This window comes from Streptomyces sp. NPDC043685 (assembly GCF_056436585.1).
Genome location: NZ_JBWKCH010000001.1, coordinates 345950 through 363178 on the forward strand (window position 1 = coordinate 345950; position 17229 = coordinate 363178).

Below are 17229 nucleotides of genomic sequence, written 5' to 3' on the forward strand. Positions count from 1 at the left end.
CGGGTTCCGCGACTCCCCGGCGGACCTGAATCCGCCCCTCAACACCCCCGAAAACGACCCGCGTCGACAAGAACGCGCCGCGCGGGGTACTGATGGGGCATGAGCAACGACGGGGGCGGGACGGACGACGCCCAGAGCCGGACGGTCGGCGGGCGGTACCGGCTGATCGAGCGCATCGGCTCCGGCGGGACGGGTTCCGTCTGGCGAGCCCATGACGAGCTCGCCGAACGCGAAGTCGCCGTCAAGCAACCGCGGTTGCCGGGCGGCCCGGAGGACGAGAGCCACCGGCGGGCCGCGCACCGGCTCCACCGCGAGGCCCGTGCCGCCGCCCGCGTCGACCATCCCGCCGCCGTCACCATCCACGACGTGGTCGTCGAGGCGGAGCGGCGCGACGAACGGCCGGGACCCGTCGGCCCCGACGAACTCGACGGGGCCGAGGCACTGGACGGACTCCCCTGGATCGTCATGGAGTTGGTGCCCGGCGAGTCCCTGCGCGAGACGCTCCGGCGCGGCCCGGTCGACGCGCCCGAAGCCGCCCGGATCGGCCTCGCCGTCCTCGGTGCCCTGCGCGCCGCGCACTCGGTCGGCATCGTGCACCGCGATGTGAAACCCGCCAACGTGCTGCTCGGCCCGGACCGGCGTGTCGTCGTCACGGACTTCGGCATCGGCCACGGTCAGGGCGAGGACTCCGGCACGGCGAGCGGGGGGCCCGCCGGTTCGCTGGAGTTCGTGGCGCCGGAGCGGATCTCGGGGCTCATCGCCGGGCCCGCCTCGGACCTGTGGTCGCTGGGCGTCCTGCTGTACGCGGCCGTCGAGGGCACCTCCCCGTTCGCACGCGCCACACCGGAGGCCACGGTCGCCGCGATCCTCGCCGCCGAGCCGCCCGAGCCGGGACGGGCCGGAGCGCTGGGACCGCTGATCGCCCGGCTGCTCCTGCCGGACCCCGCGCAGCGGCCGGACGCCGAGGAGGTCGCGAAGGAACTGGAGGCGGTGGCGGAGCCCATACCGGCCCGGGCGGCACCGCCGGCGACCGCAGCCGTACGCGAGGCCGACGCCCGGACCGTGCCACCCGTCGACACCCTTCCCGGCCCCGTCCCCACCGCGCAGCACCCGGCGCCCGCCGCACAGCCTCCCGTGCCCGCCGCGCAGTTCGACCCGCAGGCCGCCGTGCCCGGCACCCCGGCGGCCATGCCCGGCTCTCCGGTGGCCGTGCCCGGCTCTCCGGCCGTCGTGCCCGGCTCTCCGGTGGCCGTGCCCGGCTCTCCGGCCGTCGTGCCCGGCTCCCCGGCGGCCATGCCCGGCTCTCCGGCCGTCGTGCCCGGCTCTCCGGCCGTCGTGCCCGGCTCCCCGGCGGCCGTGCCCGGCTCTCCGGCCGTCGTGCCCGGCTCCCCGGCCGCCATCCCCGGCGCCCAGCCCGCCGTGCCCGGCGCTCAGCCCGCCATGGGGCCGCCCGCACGCCCCGCCCCCGTGATCACCGCGCCCCCCGTCCCCGCAGCCGCCTCACCCACCCCCCTCGCGCAGCCGGCCGCGCGGGAAGCCCTGCCGGCAGACGTACCGCCGCAGGACCCCGTACCCCCCAAACGCCGGCCCCTCCTCCGTCCCGGCCCCCTCGCCCTCCTCAGCGCGCTGCTCGCCGGTGGTCTGGGGGCCGTCACACAGCTCGCGGACACCAGCAGCGCGGACAGTGCCGAGCGGACCGCCGACGCGACGGACGCCTGGACCCCGCACCCCGAGCCGGACATGGCGGCCGTCCTCCACCTCCCGCGCCACTACCACCTCCTCGAACGGACCGGCGGCGCGTCGGGCGGGCCCCGTACGGCGCTCTACGGCGACGAGCGGACCGGCACGATCCAGGTCCGCCTTCTCGCCTGGGACGAGGCCCCGGCCTCCCCGATGGACCAGGTCAGGAAGACGCAGGGAGCGGGCGGGGAGACCCGGTACACCCGCACCCACGTCCAGGGCCGTGAAGCCGCCCTCGCCGACACCGCGTACCACCGGGGCGAAGCCCCCCGGCGGGCCATGCGGGTGGTGATCCGCACCGGCGACGACCGCATGTACGAGCTGCGCGTCGACATGCCCCGGGGCACACCGGAGGAGGAAGAGGGCACCGCGGTGTTCCGCGGGGCCCAGACGCGGCTCGGGATCGTGAAAGGCTGAATCACTCCGGCCGTTCACCGCACAACGCCCTGATCAGCGCATTTGTTGCCAGCGGTCACTGGCGGCGTGTGTGCACTCGGTGAAGCCGTATTACCGACGGGTACCCAAAGCCTCCGTGGCGGCATACCCTGCGCCTCATGACGGACGCGCAGGCCGCCGAGAAGACGGCAGAGACCGACACGGCACAGACCGGCACGAACCCCCTGGCCCCCGCCCCGGAGGGCGCCCGCACCGCCGCGGACGTGGTCACGCCCGAGCTGGTCGCCCAGCTCACCAAGGGCGTCGTCGGCTCCGGCAGGACCGCCAACCACACGCCGTTCACCGGTGAGAAGCTGGCCGACCTGCCCGCGTCGACGCCCGAGGACGTGGCGAAGGCCTACGAACTGGCCCGCACCGCACAGGCCGTGTGGGCGCAGACCCCCGTACGGCAGCGCGCCGCCGTCCTGCTCCGCTTCCACGACCTGGTGCTGGAGCGCCAGGCCGAGGTGCTCGACCTGATCCAGCTGGAGACCGGCAAGGCCCGGCTGCACGCCCACGAGGAGGTCCAGGCCGTCGCGGTCGCCGCCCGGCACTACGGTCGCAAGGCCCCCTCCTACCTCCGGCCCAAGCGGCACGCCGGCGCCGTGCCGACGCTGACCAAGGTCACCGAACTGCGCCACCCGCGCGGGGTCGTCGGCCAGATCGCCCCCTGGAACTACCCGCTGGAGCTGTCGGTCGGCGACGCGCTCCCGGCGTTCGTCGCGGGCAACGCGGTCGTCATGAAGCCGGACACCGAGACCTGCCTGACCGCCCTGTGGGCCCGTGACCTGCTGATCGAGGCCGGACTGCCCGCCGACGTCTTCCAGGTCGTACTCGGCGACGGCCCGGTCGTCGGCCCCGAGGTCGTGCGGCACGCCGACTACGTCTCCTTCACCGGCTCCACCCGCACCGGCCGCGAGGTCGCCCAGGGGGCCGCCGCCCGCCTGGTGGGCGTCTCCCTCGAACTCGGCGGCAAGAACGCCATGCTGGTGCTGGAGGACGCCGACATCGAGAAAGCGGCGGCCGGTGCCGTGCGCGCCTGCTTCTCCTCCGCGGGCCAGCTCTGCATCTCCATCGAGCGGCTCTACGTCCACGAGTCGATCGCGGACGCCTTCCTGGAGCGCTTCGCCGCCCGCACGAAGGCCATGCGCCTCGGCACGTCCCTGGCGTACGGCGCCGACATGGGCTCCCTGGTCGGCGAGCGCCAGCTGGAGACGGTCACACGGCACGTGGCGGAGGCCGTCGCCCGGGGCGCGAAGGTCGTCGCGGGCGGGGTGGCGCGCCCCGACATCGGCCCGTACTTCTTCGAGCCGACGATCCTCGACGGGGTCGCCCCGGACATGTCCGTCTGCACGGAGGAGACCTTCGGCCCGGTCGTCTCGGTCTACCGCTTCACGGACGAGGACGAGGCGATCGAGCGCGCCAACGCCACGGCGTACGGTCTGAACTCCTCGGTCTGGACGAAGAACGGCCGTCGTGGCCAGGAGGTCGCGGCCCGGCTGCGCACCGGCACGGTCAACATCAACGAGGGCTACGCCCCCGCCTACGGCAGCGTGCAGTCCCCGATGGGCGGCATGAAGGACTCGGGCCTCGGCCGCCGCCACGGCTCCGAGGGCATCCTCAAGTACACCGAGGCCCAGACGGTCGCCCACCAGCGCGTGCTCCCCATGGCCCCCTCGCTGGGCATGGACGACGAGCAGTACGCCCGGTTCATGAGTCGGAGCCTGCGCCTGATGAAGGCGTTCCGGTTCCGGTAGACGACCCTCGCTCCAGCCACTCGAAGGGGAGACGGCACGTGCCTCAGGACGCTTACGACTACGACGTCATCGTCGTGGGTTCCGGCTTCGGCGGGTCGGTGACCGCCCTGCGCCTCACCGAGAAGGGCTACACGGTAGGCGTCCTGGAGGCCGGCCGCCGCTTCACCCGCGAGACCCTGCCCAAGAACTCCTGGGACCTCAAGAACTACCTGTGGGCCCCGAAGCTCGGCATGTACGGCATCCAGCGCATCCATCTGCTGGGCAACGTCATGGTCCTGGCGGGCGCGGGTGTCGGCGGCGGTTCCCTCAACTACGCCAACACCCTCTACGTGCCGCCGAAGCCGTTCTTCGAGGACCCGCAGTGGCGTGACATCACCGACTGGCAGGACGAGCTGGCGCCGTACTACGACCAGGCCCGGCGCATGCTCGGCGTACGGCTCAACCCGACCATGACCCCCTCGGACGTCCATCTGAAGGCAGCGGCGGAGCGCATGGGCTGCGGCGACACCTTCCACATGGCGCCGGTCGGCGTCTTCTTCGGCGACGGCGAGGACGCCGACGGCTCGGTGAAGGCGAAGCCGGGCCAGGAGGTGCCCGACCCGTACTTCGGCGGCGCGGGTCCGTCCCGCAGGGCCTGCGCGGAGTGCGGCGAGTGCATGACCGGCTGCCGGCACGGCGCGAAGAACACCCTCAACGAGAACTACCTGCACCTGGCGGAGAAGGCCGGCGCGGTCGTCCACCCCATGACGACGGTCGTCTCGGTCACCGACGACTCGCGCGGCGGCTACGCGGTCGCCACCCTGCCCACCGACCGCGGCCGCAAGGCGAAGGGCCGCACCTACACCGCCCGCAAGGTCGTCCTCGCCGCGGGCACCTACGGCACCCAGACCCTGCTGCACCGCATGAAGGCGGGCGGTCAGCTGCCCCGCCTCTCCGACCGGCTGGGCGAACTGACCCGCACCAACTCCGAGGCCCTGGTCGGCGCCCAGACCGACGACCGGCGCTACCGCAAGGCGCACGGCGCGCCGAAGGCCGACTTCACCCGGGGCGTGGCCATCACGTCCTCGATCCACCCCGACGCCAGCACCCACATCGAGCCGGTCCGCTACGGCAAGGGGTCCAACTCGATGGGCAGCCTGTCCATCCTCCAGGTGCCCTACGCCGGGCGGAACTCGGGCACCTCACGGGTCCTGGGCTTCTTCGCCCACGCGGCCAAGCACCCGCTGCTGGTGCTGCGCTCGCTGTCCAACCGCCGCTGGTCGGAGCGGACCATCATCGGCCTGGTGATGCAGTCGCTGGACAACTCCCTGACGACGCACCTGAAACCGTCCGGCGTCGGCCGCGGTCTGCTCACCGCCCGCCAGGGCCACGGGGCCCCCAACCCCAAGCAGATCAAGGCGGCGACGGAGGGCGCGACGGCACTCGCGGCCGAGATCAACGGCTTCGCGGGCTCCAACGTCGGTGAGCTGATGGGCACCCCGCTCACCGCCCACTTCCTGGGCGGCTGCCCGATCGGCGACTCGCGCGAGTCCGGTGTCATCGACCCGTACCACCGCCTCTACGGCCACCCCGGCATCTCGGTCGTCGACGGCGCCGCGGTCTCCGCCAACCTGGGCGTCAACCCGTCGCTGACCATCACCGCCCAGGCCGAGCGGGCCATGTCGTACTGGCCCAACAAGGGCGAGCCCGACCCGCGCCCGCAGCAGGGCGCGGCCTACGAGCGTCTCCAGCCGGTCGAGCCGAAGTCCCCGGCGGTCCCCGCGGAGGCGTTCGGCGCGCTGCGGCTGCCGTTCCTCGGCATGCCGGCGGTACCGCCGAAGAACTGAGCGGAAGCGGAAGACAGAAGAGGGACCTGCGCCCCCCTCCGAGCGCAGGTCCCTCTTCTGCTTGGTGCGGCGGCCTGCCGGCCGCTGCGGCTTACGCCTGGACGCCGGCCTTGCGGCGACGGACCACGAAGATCGCGCCGGCACCGGCGACGACCGCGGCACCGCCGACCAGGCTGATCATCGGCAGGGCCGAGCTGGAGCCGGTCTCGGCGAGGCTGCCGGTGACCTCCGGCGTGTCGCCGCTCGGCTTCTCGTCGGTGACGGGCGCCTTGCCGCCTTCCTGCGGCTTGGTGCCGTCGGTGTCCGTACCGGCGGAGACGATCTGGAACTTGTACGACACGTCACCGAAGCCGGTGCACTCGGCGTCGTTGTCGCCGTAGATCGTCGCGCCGAGCGAGAAGCCGGCGCCGACCGGGGCGGACTTGCTGACGCTGAGGCGCAGCGGGATGTCGACCTCGTAGTCGGGCTTCAGCTCGTCGGTGTAGCCGACGTAACCGACCGCGTAGCCGCCGTCGTTCAGGTCGGTCCAGACCTTGCTGTCGGGGTCCCACGCCTGGAGCTTGACCTGCTTGCTGGTGAACAGCTCCTCGCCGTTCTCGTCGGGGGAGGCCCCGGCGAAGAAGTTGAGGTCGTTCAGCGTCGAGTCGGAGTTGTTCAGCACGCTCAGCGAGAACTTGTGCCAGCCGCTGCCCGCGGCGATCTTGCCGGGCAGGCCGGAGATGCCGACGTCGACCTTGGTGTCCTCGCACACGGAGGGCTCCGGGTCCGGGGTCTCCGACTCCTCCGGCTCGGAGGCGCTCGGCGCCGGGGAGGACGCGCTGGCGGAGGTGCTCGGGGCCGGCGACGTCTCGGGAGCGGACTCGCTCGCGGACGTGCTCGGGGCCGGCGACGTCTCGGGAGCGGACTCGCTCGCGGACGTGCTCGGGGCCGGTGACGTTTCGTCGGTCGCGTATGCGGCCGGTGCCGCGAGCAGTGCCACCGGGGCTATGACCGCCGTAGCGGCCGCTGCTGCCATGGCGCGGCGAAGCTTCATGAAGACCTCGGAGAGTCCGGCGTGCCGCGCGGTGCGGCACGAACGTTGGGGGAGGCCTCCGCGTGTGGGGCGCGGGAGTGGCCCTTGGTTCGGCAGGTTTGATCCGTGAAGCCTGTGAATGGTTGTGCCGGCATTCACAGAATTCTTATGTGGGCTGAGTCACACCAGGAACCTTCTTGTGAAGGCGCTCGCCGGCCGCTTAGATGCTTGCTTCGTGTCTGAAAAGCCGTCCGACGATCAACCGTCGGCCTCGGAGCTCCCCGACGACGTCTGGGAACAGTTCACCCGCGACACCGAGCGGGACATCCGTTCCTCCGCCCCGAAAGAGCCGTCGGCGCGGGCGCGCATGGTGACCGAGCGCCTGCGGGAGCAGGACGCCCGGGGCGAACAGCCGCCCGGGTGGCGCACGGGCCCCGCCTGGCAGGAGATGAACGGGCGGGCGGCCAGGCGCCGCAAGCTGTGGGCCGCGCTCGGGGTGTCCGCCGCGGTGGCCGTCGTCGTGGTGGCACTGAAGCCGTCGCTGCTGCCCGGTGACCCCTTCGGCGCCGGAGGGTCCCGGGCCGCCGAGGCCTCACCGCTGCCCGAGGAGACGGCCGCGCCCACCGCCGCGCCCGGAGCGTCCGACCCCGAAACCCCGACGCTGGACCGGCCGTTCGCCGGTTCCCCCGCCGAGCGCTGGGCCGACGGCGAGGCCGGCATCGTCCTGCCCGAGGCCAAGGCCGTCGGCACGGTCTCCAAGGACCGGGTGGAACAGGCGCTGAAGCTGACCAAGAAGCTGCTGGTCGGGGCCAACCTCGACCCGAAGACGCTCCAGGGGGCGCGCCCGGCGGCCGCGCTCTCCGTGCTGGACCCCAAGCAGCCCGAGCTTCTCGACGACCTCGGCACCGGCCTGCGCTCCCCGAGCAAGGAACACGATCCGGTGACGCTGTTCAGCCGCTTCGACCCCGACGAGGTGCGGCCGGCCGGTGACGTGGTCAAGACCCGCGGCCGCATGACGGTCAAGAAGGGTTCGCACGGGGGTGTGGCGGTGCGCGCCGACTACACCTTCGTCTACCCCCTCGTGCGGGCGGACGGCCCTCCGGAGGTCGCCCGGACCATCGTGCGCCGGGTCCTCGACGTCGAACTCGCCGACCCCGCCAGGTACCAGGTCACACCGGGCCGCGCCCTCCTGCTGAACTACGACCAGGAGATAGGCAATTCGTCGTGCTTCGTCTACGACGGTTTCCTGCACCCGGAGTTCCCGTCGAGCACGTCCGCCGGCCCGGACCCGAGCGGCCCGGCGACGGACCCGTACGACCGCAGCAAGGAGATCGACCACGGCGACGGCGACGACTGCGGCACGGTGACCCGCACCTGAGCGATCCGCACGTGAATGCCCCCCGTCCGAGCGGGGTGAAGGGCCGTGGGCCACGAGCGAAGGGCCCCGCGGGGTGGAGCCGCGGGGCCCTTCCTCTCGTCAGCACCGACGTCAGGGCAGCGCCGGTGCCTGGAAGCGGCGCCGGGGGGTAGCGCCGCTGGTCTGTACCTCTGGAAGTGCGGTCATGCGGGTGCCCGCGAGGGGGACTTGGGCTGTCTACGCATCGTGCTGGAAGAACGCGGCGCCCGCAACCGTTCGACCCGAACTTGTGCATTTATGCAAGGTCCGCCGGCCGACTCCGGGCGTCCCCGGAGCCGGCCGTTCTCTTGGGTGACCGGGCTACTGTCCCCTGCCGTCCGGTCACTACCCTGGAGCGAGGTCCCACGACGCACGGCACGATCCGTGCGTCTCATCGCCCCAGTGAGCCACGCGTGGTTCTTTCGAGCCCGCCCCTGGCTGGCACGGACACCGGGATCAACGAGGCGGCGCGGGTCCGGTCACGCGCCGTACGGGTGAGAGTGATGCGTACGTCTGTCCCGGGAACACGGTCACGCCACGCGTGCCGCCGTCAGATCTTGCCGCGGCACAGCTCCAGCAGCGTCATCGCGAGTGCCGTGCCCGGCTTGCCCAGCGCCTCCCTGTAGTGGCCGAGCACGTCCATCTCGCGGGAGAGGTTCACACGCCGTCCACCGGAGGCGATCCGGGCCTCCTGGATGACGGCGGAGACGGCCACCCGCTCCTGGATCAGGCCGATGATCCGGTCGTCGAGCGCGTCGATCCGCTCGCGCGCTCCGGTGATCACGCCGGCGGCCTCGGGGGTGCGGGCGCCGGTCACGTCGATGGTGGTCATGGGGGGCTCCTCGTGAGGGGAGGCCGCCCCGGGGCGACAGGGCCCGGACGACGACAGGCGCCCCGGGCCTTGTCGGCCCGGGGCGCCTGGAACGTTGCTTGTCAGTGGCTCAAGCAGCACGACCATGGCGTCCGGCGGGCCGGATGCCATAGGTAAAGACGAACGTCTGGTGCTTGAACATGGGGGCAAGTATGCACCGCGCCCCGGAAGCGTCCAAGCCGGTTCGCATCCTGAGACGGGGGCCGGTCCCCGGCACACGGGAACGGGTCCACCGCCCCCCGGTAGAATCGGGAGCACAAGACCCCCGCCCCACCGCCGGAAGGCACCCCGTGTCATCAGCGACTCCCGCTGCCACCGCCGCCGACACCGTCCTGGTCGTCGACTTCGGCGCGCAGTACGCCCAGCTCATCGCCCGTCGCGTCCGCGAGGCGCGGGTCTACAGCGAGATCGTGCCGAGCACCATGCCGGTCGCGGAGATGCTCGCCAAGAACCCCGCGGCGATCATCCTCTCCGGCGGTCCCTCGTCGGTCTACGCGGAGGGCGCGCCCAGCCTGGACCGCGAGATCTTCGAGGCCGGCGTCCCCGTCTTCGGCATGTGCTACGGCTTCCAGCTGATGGCGAGCACCCTCGGCGGCACCGTCGACAACACCGGCGCCCGCGAGTACGGCCGCACCGACCTGCACGTCTCCAAGGTGTCCTCCACCCTCTTCGAGGGCACCCCCGCCGAGCAGCCCGTCTGGATGTCGCACGGCGACGCCTGCTCCGCCGCCCCCGAGGGCTTCACCGTCACGGCCTCCACGGACGTCGTCCCGGTCGCCGCCTTCGAGAACGACGAGAAGAAGCTCTACGGCGTCCAGTACCACCCCGAGGTGATGCACTCCACGCACGGGCAGCAGGTGCTGGAGCACTTCCTCTACCGGGGCGCGGGCCTGACCCCGTCCTGGACCACGGGCAACGTGATCGAGGAGCAGGTCGCCGCGATCCGCGAGCAGGTCGGCGACAAGCGCGCCATCTGCGGCCTGTCCGGCGGCGTGGACTCCGCGGTCGCGGCGGCCCTCGTGCAGAAGGCCATCGGCTCCCAGCTGACCTGCGTGTACGTTGACCACGGCCTGATGCGCAAGGGCGAGACCGAGCAGGTCGAGAAGGACTTCGTCGCCGCGACCGGGGTGCAGCTGAAGGTCGTGGACGCCGAGGAGCGGTTCCTCAAGGCGCTCGCCGGGGTCTCCGACCCCGAGGAGAAGCGGAAGATCATCGGCAGGGAGTTCATCCGGGTCTTCGAGCAGGCCCAGGCGGAGATCATCGCCGACGAGGGGCCGGCCGTCGAGTTCCTGGTCCAGGGCACCCTCTACCCGGACGTCGTCGAGTCCGGCGGCGGCACCGGCACCGCGAACATCAAGTCCCACCACAACGTGGGCGGCCTGCCCGAGGACCTCGAGTTCCAGCTGATCGAGCCGCTGCGCAAGCTGTTCAAGGACGAGGTCCGCATGGTCGGCCAGGAGCTCGGCCTGCCGGAGGAGATCGTCCAGCGTCAGCCGTTCCCCGGCCCCGGCCTCGGCATCCGCATCGTCGGCGAGGTCACCAAGGAGCGCCTGGACCTGCTGCGCGAGGCCGACGCCATCGCCCGCGAGGAGCTGACGGCGGCCGGCCTCGACCGCGACATCTGGCAGTGCCCGGTGGTCCTGCTCGCGGACGTCCGCAGCGTCGGCGTCCAGGGCGACGGCCGCACCTACGGTCACCCGATCGTGCTGCGCCCGGTCTCCTCCGAGGACGCCATGACGGCCGACTGGTCGCGCCTGCCGTACGAGGTCCTCGCCCGGATCTCCACGCGGATCACCAACGAGGTCAAGGACGTCAACCGGGTCGTCCTCGACGTCACCTCGAAGCCGCCGGGCACCATCGAGTGGGAGTGATTCCCCCGGTGACCCCTACGTGCGCTTGACCGTGCGCAGGGGCGCGCCGGGCGTCCAGACCTGGACGACGAGGTAGGTGTCGTCCTCGACGGAGGTCCGCACGACCTCCGTCAGCTCGGTGCGGAAGAGGTGGAACGGCTCCGGCGGTTCCACCTCTTCGACGTATCCGGCCTTGGTCTCCACGTCCTCGACCTCGATCGCCCGGCCGCTGATCCGGACGTCGCCGCCTCCCATGCCCGTGCCCTCCCCGGGGTTCGCCTGGAGGGCGAAGCGCGGGTCGCGGCGCAGATCCAGGGCCTTGAGCGAGTGCGGCATCATGCCGAGCCACAGCTCGCCGTTCAGGAACCGCACCTCCAGGCCGCTGGTGCGGGGCGAACCGTCCTTGCGGAGCGTGGCGAGGATGTGGTGGGTGTAGGCACCGAAGCGCTTCTCGACGGTGGCGGCCAGATCCGGTTCGGCGGTGACGAAAGCCGCCCAGTTCGCAGTCATGGGGAGAGTGTCGCGCCGAAATCCGACATCTTCTGTCGGCTATTCGTGGGGTCGGGGAGCCAGGGGGCACACGAATGGGCACACGGTGCTCACAGGGGCGCTCGTGTCATCTTCACGATTCGCTCCTGTTCTTCCCGGCCTCACGGACGGTAATTTCCGCCCGTACGCAGAACCAGCGCTGGAGGACCTATGCACGGGCCCACTCCGCCCCTGCCGCTGCCCACCGACCGGCTGCGGTTCGCCATGCCGCCGATGCACGAGTCGGTCGAGGACGAGCGCCGGCACCGCAAGGAACGGCTCGCGGGCGCCCTGCGGATCTTCGGGCGGCTCGGCTTCGAGGACGGCGTGTCCGGGCACATCACCGCCCGTGACCCCGAATTCAGCGACTGCTTCTGGGTCAACCCGTTCGGGATGCCCTTCCGGCACGTCACCGTGAGCGACCTCGTGCTCGCCAACCAGGACGGCCAGGTCGTCGAGGGCGGCTACCACGTCAACCAGGCCGCCTTCACCGTGCACGCCCAGGTCCACGCCGCCCGGCCCGACGTGGTCGCCGTCGCCCACTGCCACTCCGTGCACGGCAGGGCGCTCGCGGCCCTCGGCGAGCTGCTGGAGCCGATCACCCAGGAGAGCTGCGCCTTCTACGAGGATCACGCCCTCTACGACACCTACACCGGCGTCTCCGTCGACGCCGACGAGGGGCGGCGCATCGCGGCCGTCCTCGGCTCCCGCAAGGCGCTCGTGCTGCGCAACCACGGGCTGCTGACCGTCGGGGACTCGGTGGACGCGGCGGCCTGGTGGTTCGTGTCGATGGAGCGCTCCTGCCAGGTGCAGCTGACCGCGCAGGCGGCCGGCCGGCCGGTCCGGATCGACCACCGGATGGCCGTGGCGACCCGGGAGCAACTGGGCGGCGACCTGGTGGCGTGGATCAACTACCAGCCCATGTGGGAGGACATCAGCCGCAGCGAGCCGGGTCTGCTGGACTAGGCGACGCCTTCAGAACCCCCGCAGCACCGCCGCCTTCGTCCTCGCGAACTCCTCGTCGGTGAGGACGCCGTCGCGGTGCAGGCGGCCCAGCTCGCGCAGCCGGCGCAGCAGGACGTCGTGGTGGTCGCCGGCCGGGGGCGCCGCGGAAGAACCGGCGGGTGGTTCGCCGGTTTCGGCGCCGGCACGCGCGGACGGGTGCGGGAGCCGGGCGGTGACCGCCGTGGCGACGAGGACCGCGAGGAGATCGCGGCGGGCGCTGCCCCACAGGTCCAGCGCGTACGGGTCTTTCTCCGGCGGCAGTCTCGACGAGACCGTCTCGCGCGTCACGAAGCGCAGGCAGCCGCTTGTGGAGCCGGTGTTCGGCAGCCACTCGACCCGCACGAGGTCGTCGATGCCGATGATCCGCGGGCCGGTGGCGCGCTTGACCCGCTCGGAGGTGTCGGCCCAGTCGATCCGTACCCGCGTGCCGTCGAAGGAGACCGTCCCGTCCGAGGTGCGCACCGACACCGGAACCGGCGGGCCGGGCAACAGGTAGGCCGTCGCCGGGCCCTGAGGGATCTGGTCCAGGAGCAGCGCGCGGCGGATCTCCTCGGCGAGGTACTCGGCGACCCCCGCCCGGTCGGCGTCCACCGTCAGCCGGCAGGGGTCGGCCGCGTCCGGCAGCCGCCCGCCCGTGGCCCGAAGCAGCGGGTCGGCGCCCTCACGCAGCCGCAGCCGCAACCCCGGCCGGCCGCGGCCGCCTTCGGGGCCCAGGGTGACGCCCGAGACCGCCGCGAGCGGCACGACGACCTCGCCGTACGTCTGCCGGAACAGCGGCACGCAACGGTGCAGGCCGGGCGTGATCCGGATCGTGTCGCCGTCGAAGACCCAGGTGCCGTCGCGCTGGATGATCTCGGCCATAGGGCAATTCTTCCCGCCGGGTCAACGCGGCACGCCGAAGTTCACCCGTGTTGATCAGAACGGTCGGACGGAAACCCGGCGGCGTAGGGCACAATTCGCTGTCGTCGCAGGGGAGTTGCGCAGCGGTGTTTCCGGGGTTCCGGAAGGCCGGCGCTGTTGGGTCGCGGGAAGGCGGGCGTCGGGCGTGGCGGTGCGGGAGGCGGGACAGGGCGGCGCGGACGCGGGCGGGTACAGCGGTGCGCGGGCGGGCGTCCATGGCGAGGGCCCTGCGGGTGGCTACGCCGGTGGGTACACCGGCGGACATCCGGGCGGACCCGGCGGCGATCACGGGGGCGGGTGCGCCTGCGGGGACTGCCCGCACGGGGCGCGTGAAGGGCATCGGCGGGCCGTCGCCGCGTTCCTGCGCCGACGGGACGAGTTCGCGGCCGGGCAGGGGCTGCCGGCCTCGGTGGCCCACTCCGCTTCGGCGTCCCGCCAGTGGGTCTCCGAGGCACTGGCCCAGTCCGCCGAGCATGTCGCCGAGCGCAGGCGGGCCGAGGGGCAGGCCTGGCTGACCGGCCTGTGGCGCCGCACGACGGCCGTGGTCTGGGCCGCCGTCGTGCTGTTGCTCCTCGGGCAGGCCCTCACGGCGGTCGGCGCGGGCTGGACGGCGGCGCGCACGGCGGGGCTGGCCGCGGCGCTGATCACGGCGCCGGCGCTGACCGCCGCGTCGTGGTTCCACCGGGCGAAGGGCGGGGTGCTGGCGCCGGTGATCGGTGAGGACAACCGGCTGTCCACCTCCCGCACGGTCGCGGCGGCCTGGGTGCTCTTCGTGGCGTACGCGGTCCTCGTGCTCGCCGGGCGGCTCGCCGCAGCCTCCCGGGGCCGGGAGCGGGACGCGCTGATCTCCGGGCTGGACCTCGCCCGGGGCGCCGGGGTCGTGACCGTGCTCGCCGTGGTGTGCGGGATCGCCGTGCTCGTGCGGCGGGTGGTCGGGCTGCGGGTCTTGGGGCAACGGCTGCAGAAGATCCGCGCCGACCGGCCCCGGGCCGCCGACCTGCTGACCGACGACGCGGGGCGGGGCACCTTCGCCGACATCCAGTACGTGGTGATCAGCGGTGTCGCCCTGGTCTTCGCGGCGGTACGGCTGGCCAGGCGGCCGGAACAACTGCCGGACCTGCCGTGGGGACTGGCGCTGGTGGTGCTGGTGTCGGCGGCGACGTACCTGGCCGGCAAGTACGCCGAGGGCGGCCGGCCGGTCATCCTCTCCGTGGTCCGCGCCCGGGAGGCGGGTGACCTGGACGGGCCGATCCGCACCGGGGACGACATCGAGATCCGGGGCGCCGGGTTCGTGCCGCCCGGCGCGCAGGGGGCCGACCGGCTGGCCCGGATGGTGGTGCGGGTGGGCGCGGTGCACGTCCACGTACCGCTGGTGCCGGTGCCCGGCGGGTTCCGCAACCCCACGGACACCCTGCTGACGGTCCCGGTGCCGGCGGACGTGGAACCGGGGCGGGTCGAGGTGCAGGTGGTCACCGCGGCCGGAGTGGAGACGAACCGGTACGCGGTCGACGTGACGGAGTGAGCCGGCACCCACCGGCGGGACCGCACAAGCCGTTCGCGCAGGATTGAGCGCGGCCCCTTCGTCGTACGTATGGTCGGTCAGGGGGCTCGGCACCGGCGAGAGGCGGCCAGCAGCGATGACTCACGGTATGCGAACAGACACGCACGTCCCCCACTTCGGTGAGGGGGGTGACTGGCGGGACAACGCCACCCGCTACGCCCTGCTGCCCCTGCGCCTCTTCCTCGGCGTCACCTTCATCTACGCCGGGCTGGACAAACTCACCGACAGCGCCTTCATGAGGGACTCCGGCCCCGGGTCCATCGGCGACATGATGCGCGCCGTCCGCGACTCCTCCGCCCTTCCCGCCCTGGTCGACCTCTCCCTCAAGAGCCCCGTCGGGTTCGGCTACGCCATCGCCTTCGGGGAACTGGCCGTCGGCATCGGCACCCTGCTCGGCCTGCTCGCCCGTCTGGCCGCGCTCGGCGGCGCGCTGATCTCGCTGAGCCTGTGGCTGACCGTGAGCTGGGCCTCCGACCCGTACTACTACGGCAACGACCTCGCCTACCTCATGGCCTGGACACCCCTGATCCTGGCGGGCGCGCCCCTGCTGTCCCTCGACGCCGCGCTGCGCTCCCGACGACGGCGGCGCGGCGGGTACCGCTAGCGGCCGCCCGCCTCAGGCCGGGTCCACGCCCGTGGGCCGCCCGCGTCACGCCGGGTCCGTGCCCGCGGCGCCTCTCCGGCGGCGCCGGGCTCGGCCCGTCAGGAACGCCACCGCGCCCGCCAGGCACAGCCCGCCCGTGACGAGGGGGATCGCCACGAACCACGGGGTCTCCCAGGCGCCGCCCGCGTCACCGGCGTACAGGACGCCCACCAGGATCAGGACGGCGCCGGCGACCAGCTTCCCGGGCTGGAGTTCATGACGCAGCACGGGCCACCTCTGCCTTTCCCATGCCGACCTGGAGATCCAGGTCGATGGTGCCGGACCTCCCGGCCCCCTCGGCGGGAGAGAGGGTGATCTCCTGGTGGCGGTCCGGCCGCACGTCCAGGTCCTTCGGGTCGTCGCCAGGCAGATGGAGGTCGCCGATGCCGACCTCGGCGTTCAACCGCACGGTCACCTCCTCGGGCACGACCACCCTGAGCCTGCCCATGCCGACCTCCGCCCGCGTCGTCACCGTCTGCTTCCCCGTCAGGTCCAGCCTGCTCAGATCCAGGGTGGCGACGCCCGTGCCCAGGTCGTAGCGCGGCCGTACGTCCGTCACGTCGGCGGGCTGCCAGGTGGTGCGCGCCCAGTGGGTGTCGATGTCCTTGGGCAGGGCCGCCGCTCCGGCGAGCAGACCTGCCGTGACGATCGCCAGGAGGATCGAGCCGGCGCCCGTGCGGCCCAGGAAGGCGCTGACGGCCATGCCCAGGCCCAGCACGGCGAGCGCGCACGCCAGGCCCGTCTGAAGGCTGGTGCCGAGCGGGTGCCCGTCCCAGGTGCGGCTGGTGCCCAGGGCTCCCGCGAGCAGGGCCAGCAGGAAGACCCAGCCGCCGATCCAGCGCGGCCCGCGCTGAGGCGGCCGGGAGCGCGGGGCGGGCCGGTCCTCGCGGGCGCCCGGCCGGGTGCCGAGGCTGACGTCGACGGCCGCCGCGACATCGAGGTCGTGGGTGTCGCGCGGGCCCCACAGATAGCCCGTGCCGCCGATGTGGGTGCCGTCCTTGACGATCGGGTCGCGCCACCAGGACGGGCCGGTGAGGAACACCGGCGGCGCCTGCGGCTCCGGCGGGGCGTCGGCGACCGCCTGCGCGGCCAGCGGGTCGGGGCTGGGGGTGCCGCGATGGCGCGACCAGTAACCGGCGCCCGCGAGGAGGAGCGAGAGGACCACGGCGAAGGTCAGCACCCCGCCGTTGTTCAGCATGGTCAGGAACACCCCGCAGCCGACCAGCGCGAACAGCACGGCCGCCAGGGCCTGGCCGTCGACGCGGCCGGTGAGCAGTTTGCGGACCTCGTTCTCCTCCTCGTCGTCGTACGGGACGAAGAGCCAGGCGAAGCCGTAGAACAGCAGACCGATACCGCCGGTGGCGGAGAGCACGGCGAGGGTGATGCGGAAGATCACCGGGTCCATGTCGCACTGCCGCCCGAGCCCCGCGCAGACGCCGGCCAGGGTCTTGTGGCGGCGGTCGCGGCGGAAGGCGTGGGGCGGCCCGGCCGGGACGGCTTCCTCGGCGGAGGCGGCCGCGCCGGGTGCTCCCCCTTGCTCTCCGGCGTCCGCGCGCCCGGGTGCGGAGCCCGCGGCGGGCGCGGCACCCTGCGGCCCGGCACCCGGGGCGGGGCGCGGGCCGGAGCCGGGTCCCGGACCCGTCGCGGCGTGCTCGTGATCGGTCATGGGTCCATGGTGACGGGCGCGGCGCCCGGGCGGGAGCCG

The 17229-nt window shown here is 73.0% G+C and carries 14 protein-coding genes; 8 read left to right on the plus strand and 6 right to left on the minus strand.

Going from position 1 to position 17229, the window contains the following annotated elements; genetic code table 11:
- Positions 1–99 precede the first annotated feature (99 nt).
- The 3 genes from AC0665_RS01750 to AC0665_RS01760 all read left to right on the plus strand — a co-directional run bounded on the left by AC0665_RS01750 (position 100) and on the right by AC0665_RS01760 (position 5758).
- Positions 100–2157, plus strand: coding sequence for a protein kinase domain-containing protein (locus AC0665_RS01750; protein WP_478704235.1), 2058 nt, complete (start codon positions 100–102; stop codon positions 2155–2157).
- Positions 2158–2294: 137 nt separating this feature from the next.
- Positions 2295–3932: a succinic semialdehyde dehydrogenase gene (locus tag AC0665_RS01755; protein WP_478704236.1), complete on the plus strand. Its 1638-nt coding sequence runs from the start codon at positions 2295–2297 to the stop codon at positions 3930–3932.
- Between the two features lie 38 nt (positions 3933–3970).
- Positions 3971–5758: a GMC family oxidoreductase N-terminal domain-containing protein gene (locus AC0665_RS01760; protein ID WP_478704237.1), complete on the plus strand. Its 1788-nt coding sequence runs from the start codon at positions 3971–3973 to the stop codon at positions 5756–5758.
- A 91-nt stretch (positions 5759–5849) separates the two neighbouring features.
- On the opposite strand, the gene AC0665_RS01765 is transcribed toward AC0665_RS01760, so the two are convergent.
- A complete protein-coding gene (locus AC0665_RS01765) occupies positions 5850–6791 on the minus strand; it encodes an LAETG motif-containing sortase-dependent surface protein (protein ID WP_478704238.1) in 942 nt (313 codons plus the stop codon).
- 214 nt (positions 6792–7005) lie between these two features.
- Between AC0665_RS01765 and AC0665_RS01770 the strand changes: the two genes are divergently transcribed.
- Positions 7006–8148 carry a hypothetical protein gene (locus tag AC0665_RS01770; protein WP_478605126.1) on the plus strand — a complete coding sequence of 381 codons (1143 nt, stop codon included), beginning with the start codon at positions 7006–7008 and terminating at the stop codon, positions 8146–8148.
- A 568-nt stretch (positions 8149–8716) separates the two neighbouring features.
- On the opposite strand, the gene AC0665_RS01775 is transcribed toward AC0665_RS01770, so the two are convergent.
- Positions 8717–8998: a chorismate mutase gene (locus tag AC0665_RS01775; RefSeq protein WP_030841942.1), complete on the minus strand. Its 282-nt coding sequence runs from the start codon at positions 8996–8998 to the stop codon at positions 8717–8719.
- 329 nt (positions 8999–9327) lie between these two features.
- Here AC0665_RS01775 and guaA point away from each other — a divergent pair, with 329 nt between their 5' ends.
- Positions 9328–10908 (plus strand): glutamine-hydrolyzing GMP synthase, encoded by a 1581-nt coding sequence (gene guaA, locus AC0665_RS01780; protein WP_468406785.1) that lies wholly within the window; start codon positions 9328–9330, stop codon positions 10906–10908.
- Positions 10909–10923: 15 nt separating this feature from the next.
- Here the strand turns inward: guaA and AC0665_RS01785 are convergent, their stop codons facing one another.
- Positions 10924–11397: a pyridoxamine 5'-phosphate oxidase family protein gene (locus AC0665_RS01785; RefSeq protein ID WP_468406788.1), complete on the minus strand. Its 474-nt coding sequence runs from the start codon at positions 11395–11397 to the stop codon at positions 10924–10926.
- A 189-nt stretch (positions 11398–11586) separates the two neighbouring features.
- On the opposite strand from AC0665_RS01785, the gene AC0665_RS01790 reads away from it, so the two are divergent.
- The gene (locus AC0665_RS01790) at positions 11587–12381 is read left to right on the plus strand and encodes a class II aldolase/adducin family protein (protein WP_468635566.1); all 795 of its coding nucleotides are present in this window, start codon (positions 11587–11589) and stop codon (positions 12379–12381) included.
- Between the two features lie 9 nt (positions 12382–12390).
- Here AC0665_RS01790 and AC0665_RS01795 read toward each other — a convergent pair whose 3' ends face one another.
- The gene (locus AC0665_RS01795) at positions 12391–13281 is read right to left on the minus strand and encodes a DUF4429 domain-containing protein (RefSeq protein ID WP_478605120.1); all 891 of its coding nucleotides are present in this window, start codon (positions 13279–13281) and stop codon (positions 12391–12393) included.
- Between the two features lie 184 nt (positions 13282–13465).
- Here AC0665_RS01795 and AC0665_RS01800 point away from each other — a divergent pair, with 184 nt between their 5' ends.
- A complete protein-coding gene (locus tag AC0665_RS01800) occupies positions 13466–14842 on the plus strand; it encodes a hypothetical protein (RefSeq protein ID WP_478605117.1) in 1377 nt (458 codons plus the stop codon).
- 115 nt (positions 14843–14957) lie between these two features.
- Positions 14958–15485, plus strand: a complete 528-nt coding sequence (locus AC0665_RS01805; RefSeq protein ID WP_363118550.1) for a DoxX family membrane protein — start codon at positions 14958–14960, stop codon at positions 15483–15485.
- Positions 15486–15530: 45 nt separating this feature from the next.
- Here the strand turns inward: AC0665_RS01805 and AC0665_RS01810 are convergent, their stop codons facing one another.
- Together AC0665_RS01810 and AC0665_RS01815 are read right to left on the minus strand one after the other, a co-directional pair.
- Positions 15531–15752 carry a hypothetical protein gene (locus tag AC0665_RS01810; protein WP_478605114.1) on the minus strand — a complete coding sequence of 74 codons (222 nt, stop codon included), beginning with the start codon at positions 15750–15752 and terminating at the stop codon, positions 15531–15533.
- Entirely contained in the window at positions 15739–17190 is a 1452-nt protein-coding gene (locus tag AC0665_RS01815; RefSeq protein WP_478605112.1) for a PspC domain-containing protein, read from the minus strand. Before AC0665_RS01815 ends, AC0665_RS01810 begins: the two co-directional genes overlap by 14 nt.
- Positions 17191–17229 lie beyond the last annotated feature (39 nt).

Bases quoted from the DNA above. Each gene is read 5' to 3' on its own strand.
- AC0665_RS01795 (WP_478605120.1), bottom strand. From the start codon at position 13,281: ATGGCCGAGATCATCCAGCGCGACGGCACCTGGGTCTTCGACGGCGAC.
- AC0665_RS01815 (WP_478605112.1), bottom strand. From the start codon at position 17,190: ATGACCGATCACGAGCACGCCGCGACGGGTCCGGGACCCGGCTCCGGC.
- AC0665_RS01775 (WP_030841942.1), bottom strand. From the start codon at position 8,998: ATGACCACCATCGACGTGACCGGCGCCCGCACCCCCGAGGCCGCCGGC.
- AC0665_RS01750 (WP_478704235.1), top strand. From the start codon at position 100: ATGAGCAACGACGGGGGCGGGACGGACGACGCCCAGAGCCGGACGGTC.
- AC0665_RS01805 (WP_363118550.1), top strand. From the start codon at position 14,958: ATGACTCACGGTATGCGAACAGACACGCACGTCCCCCACTTCGGTGAG.
- AC0665_RS01765 (WP_478704238.1), bottom strand. From the start codon at position 6,791: ATGAAGCTTCGCCGCGCCATGGCAGCAGCGGCCGCTACGGCGGTCATA.
- AC0665_RS01785 (WP_468406788.1), bottom strand. From the start codon at position 11,397: ATGACTGCGAACTGGGCGGCTTTCGTCACCGCCGAACCGGATCTGGCC.
- AC0665_RS01755 (WP_478704236.1), top strand. From the start codon at position 2,295: ATGACGGACGCGCAGGCCGCCGAGAAGACGGCAGAGACCGACACGGCA.
- AC0665_RS01790 (WP_468635566.1), top strand. From the start codon at position 11,587: ATGCACGGGCCCACTCCGCCCCTGCCGCTGCCCACCGACCGGCTGCGG.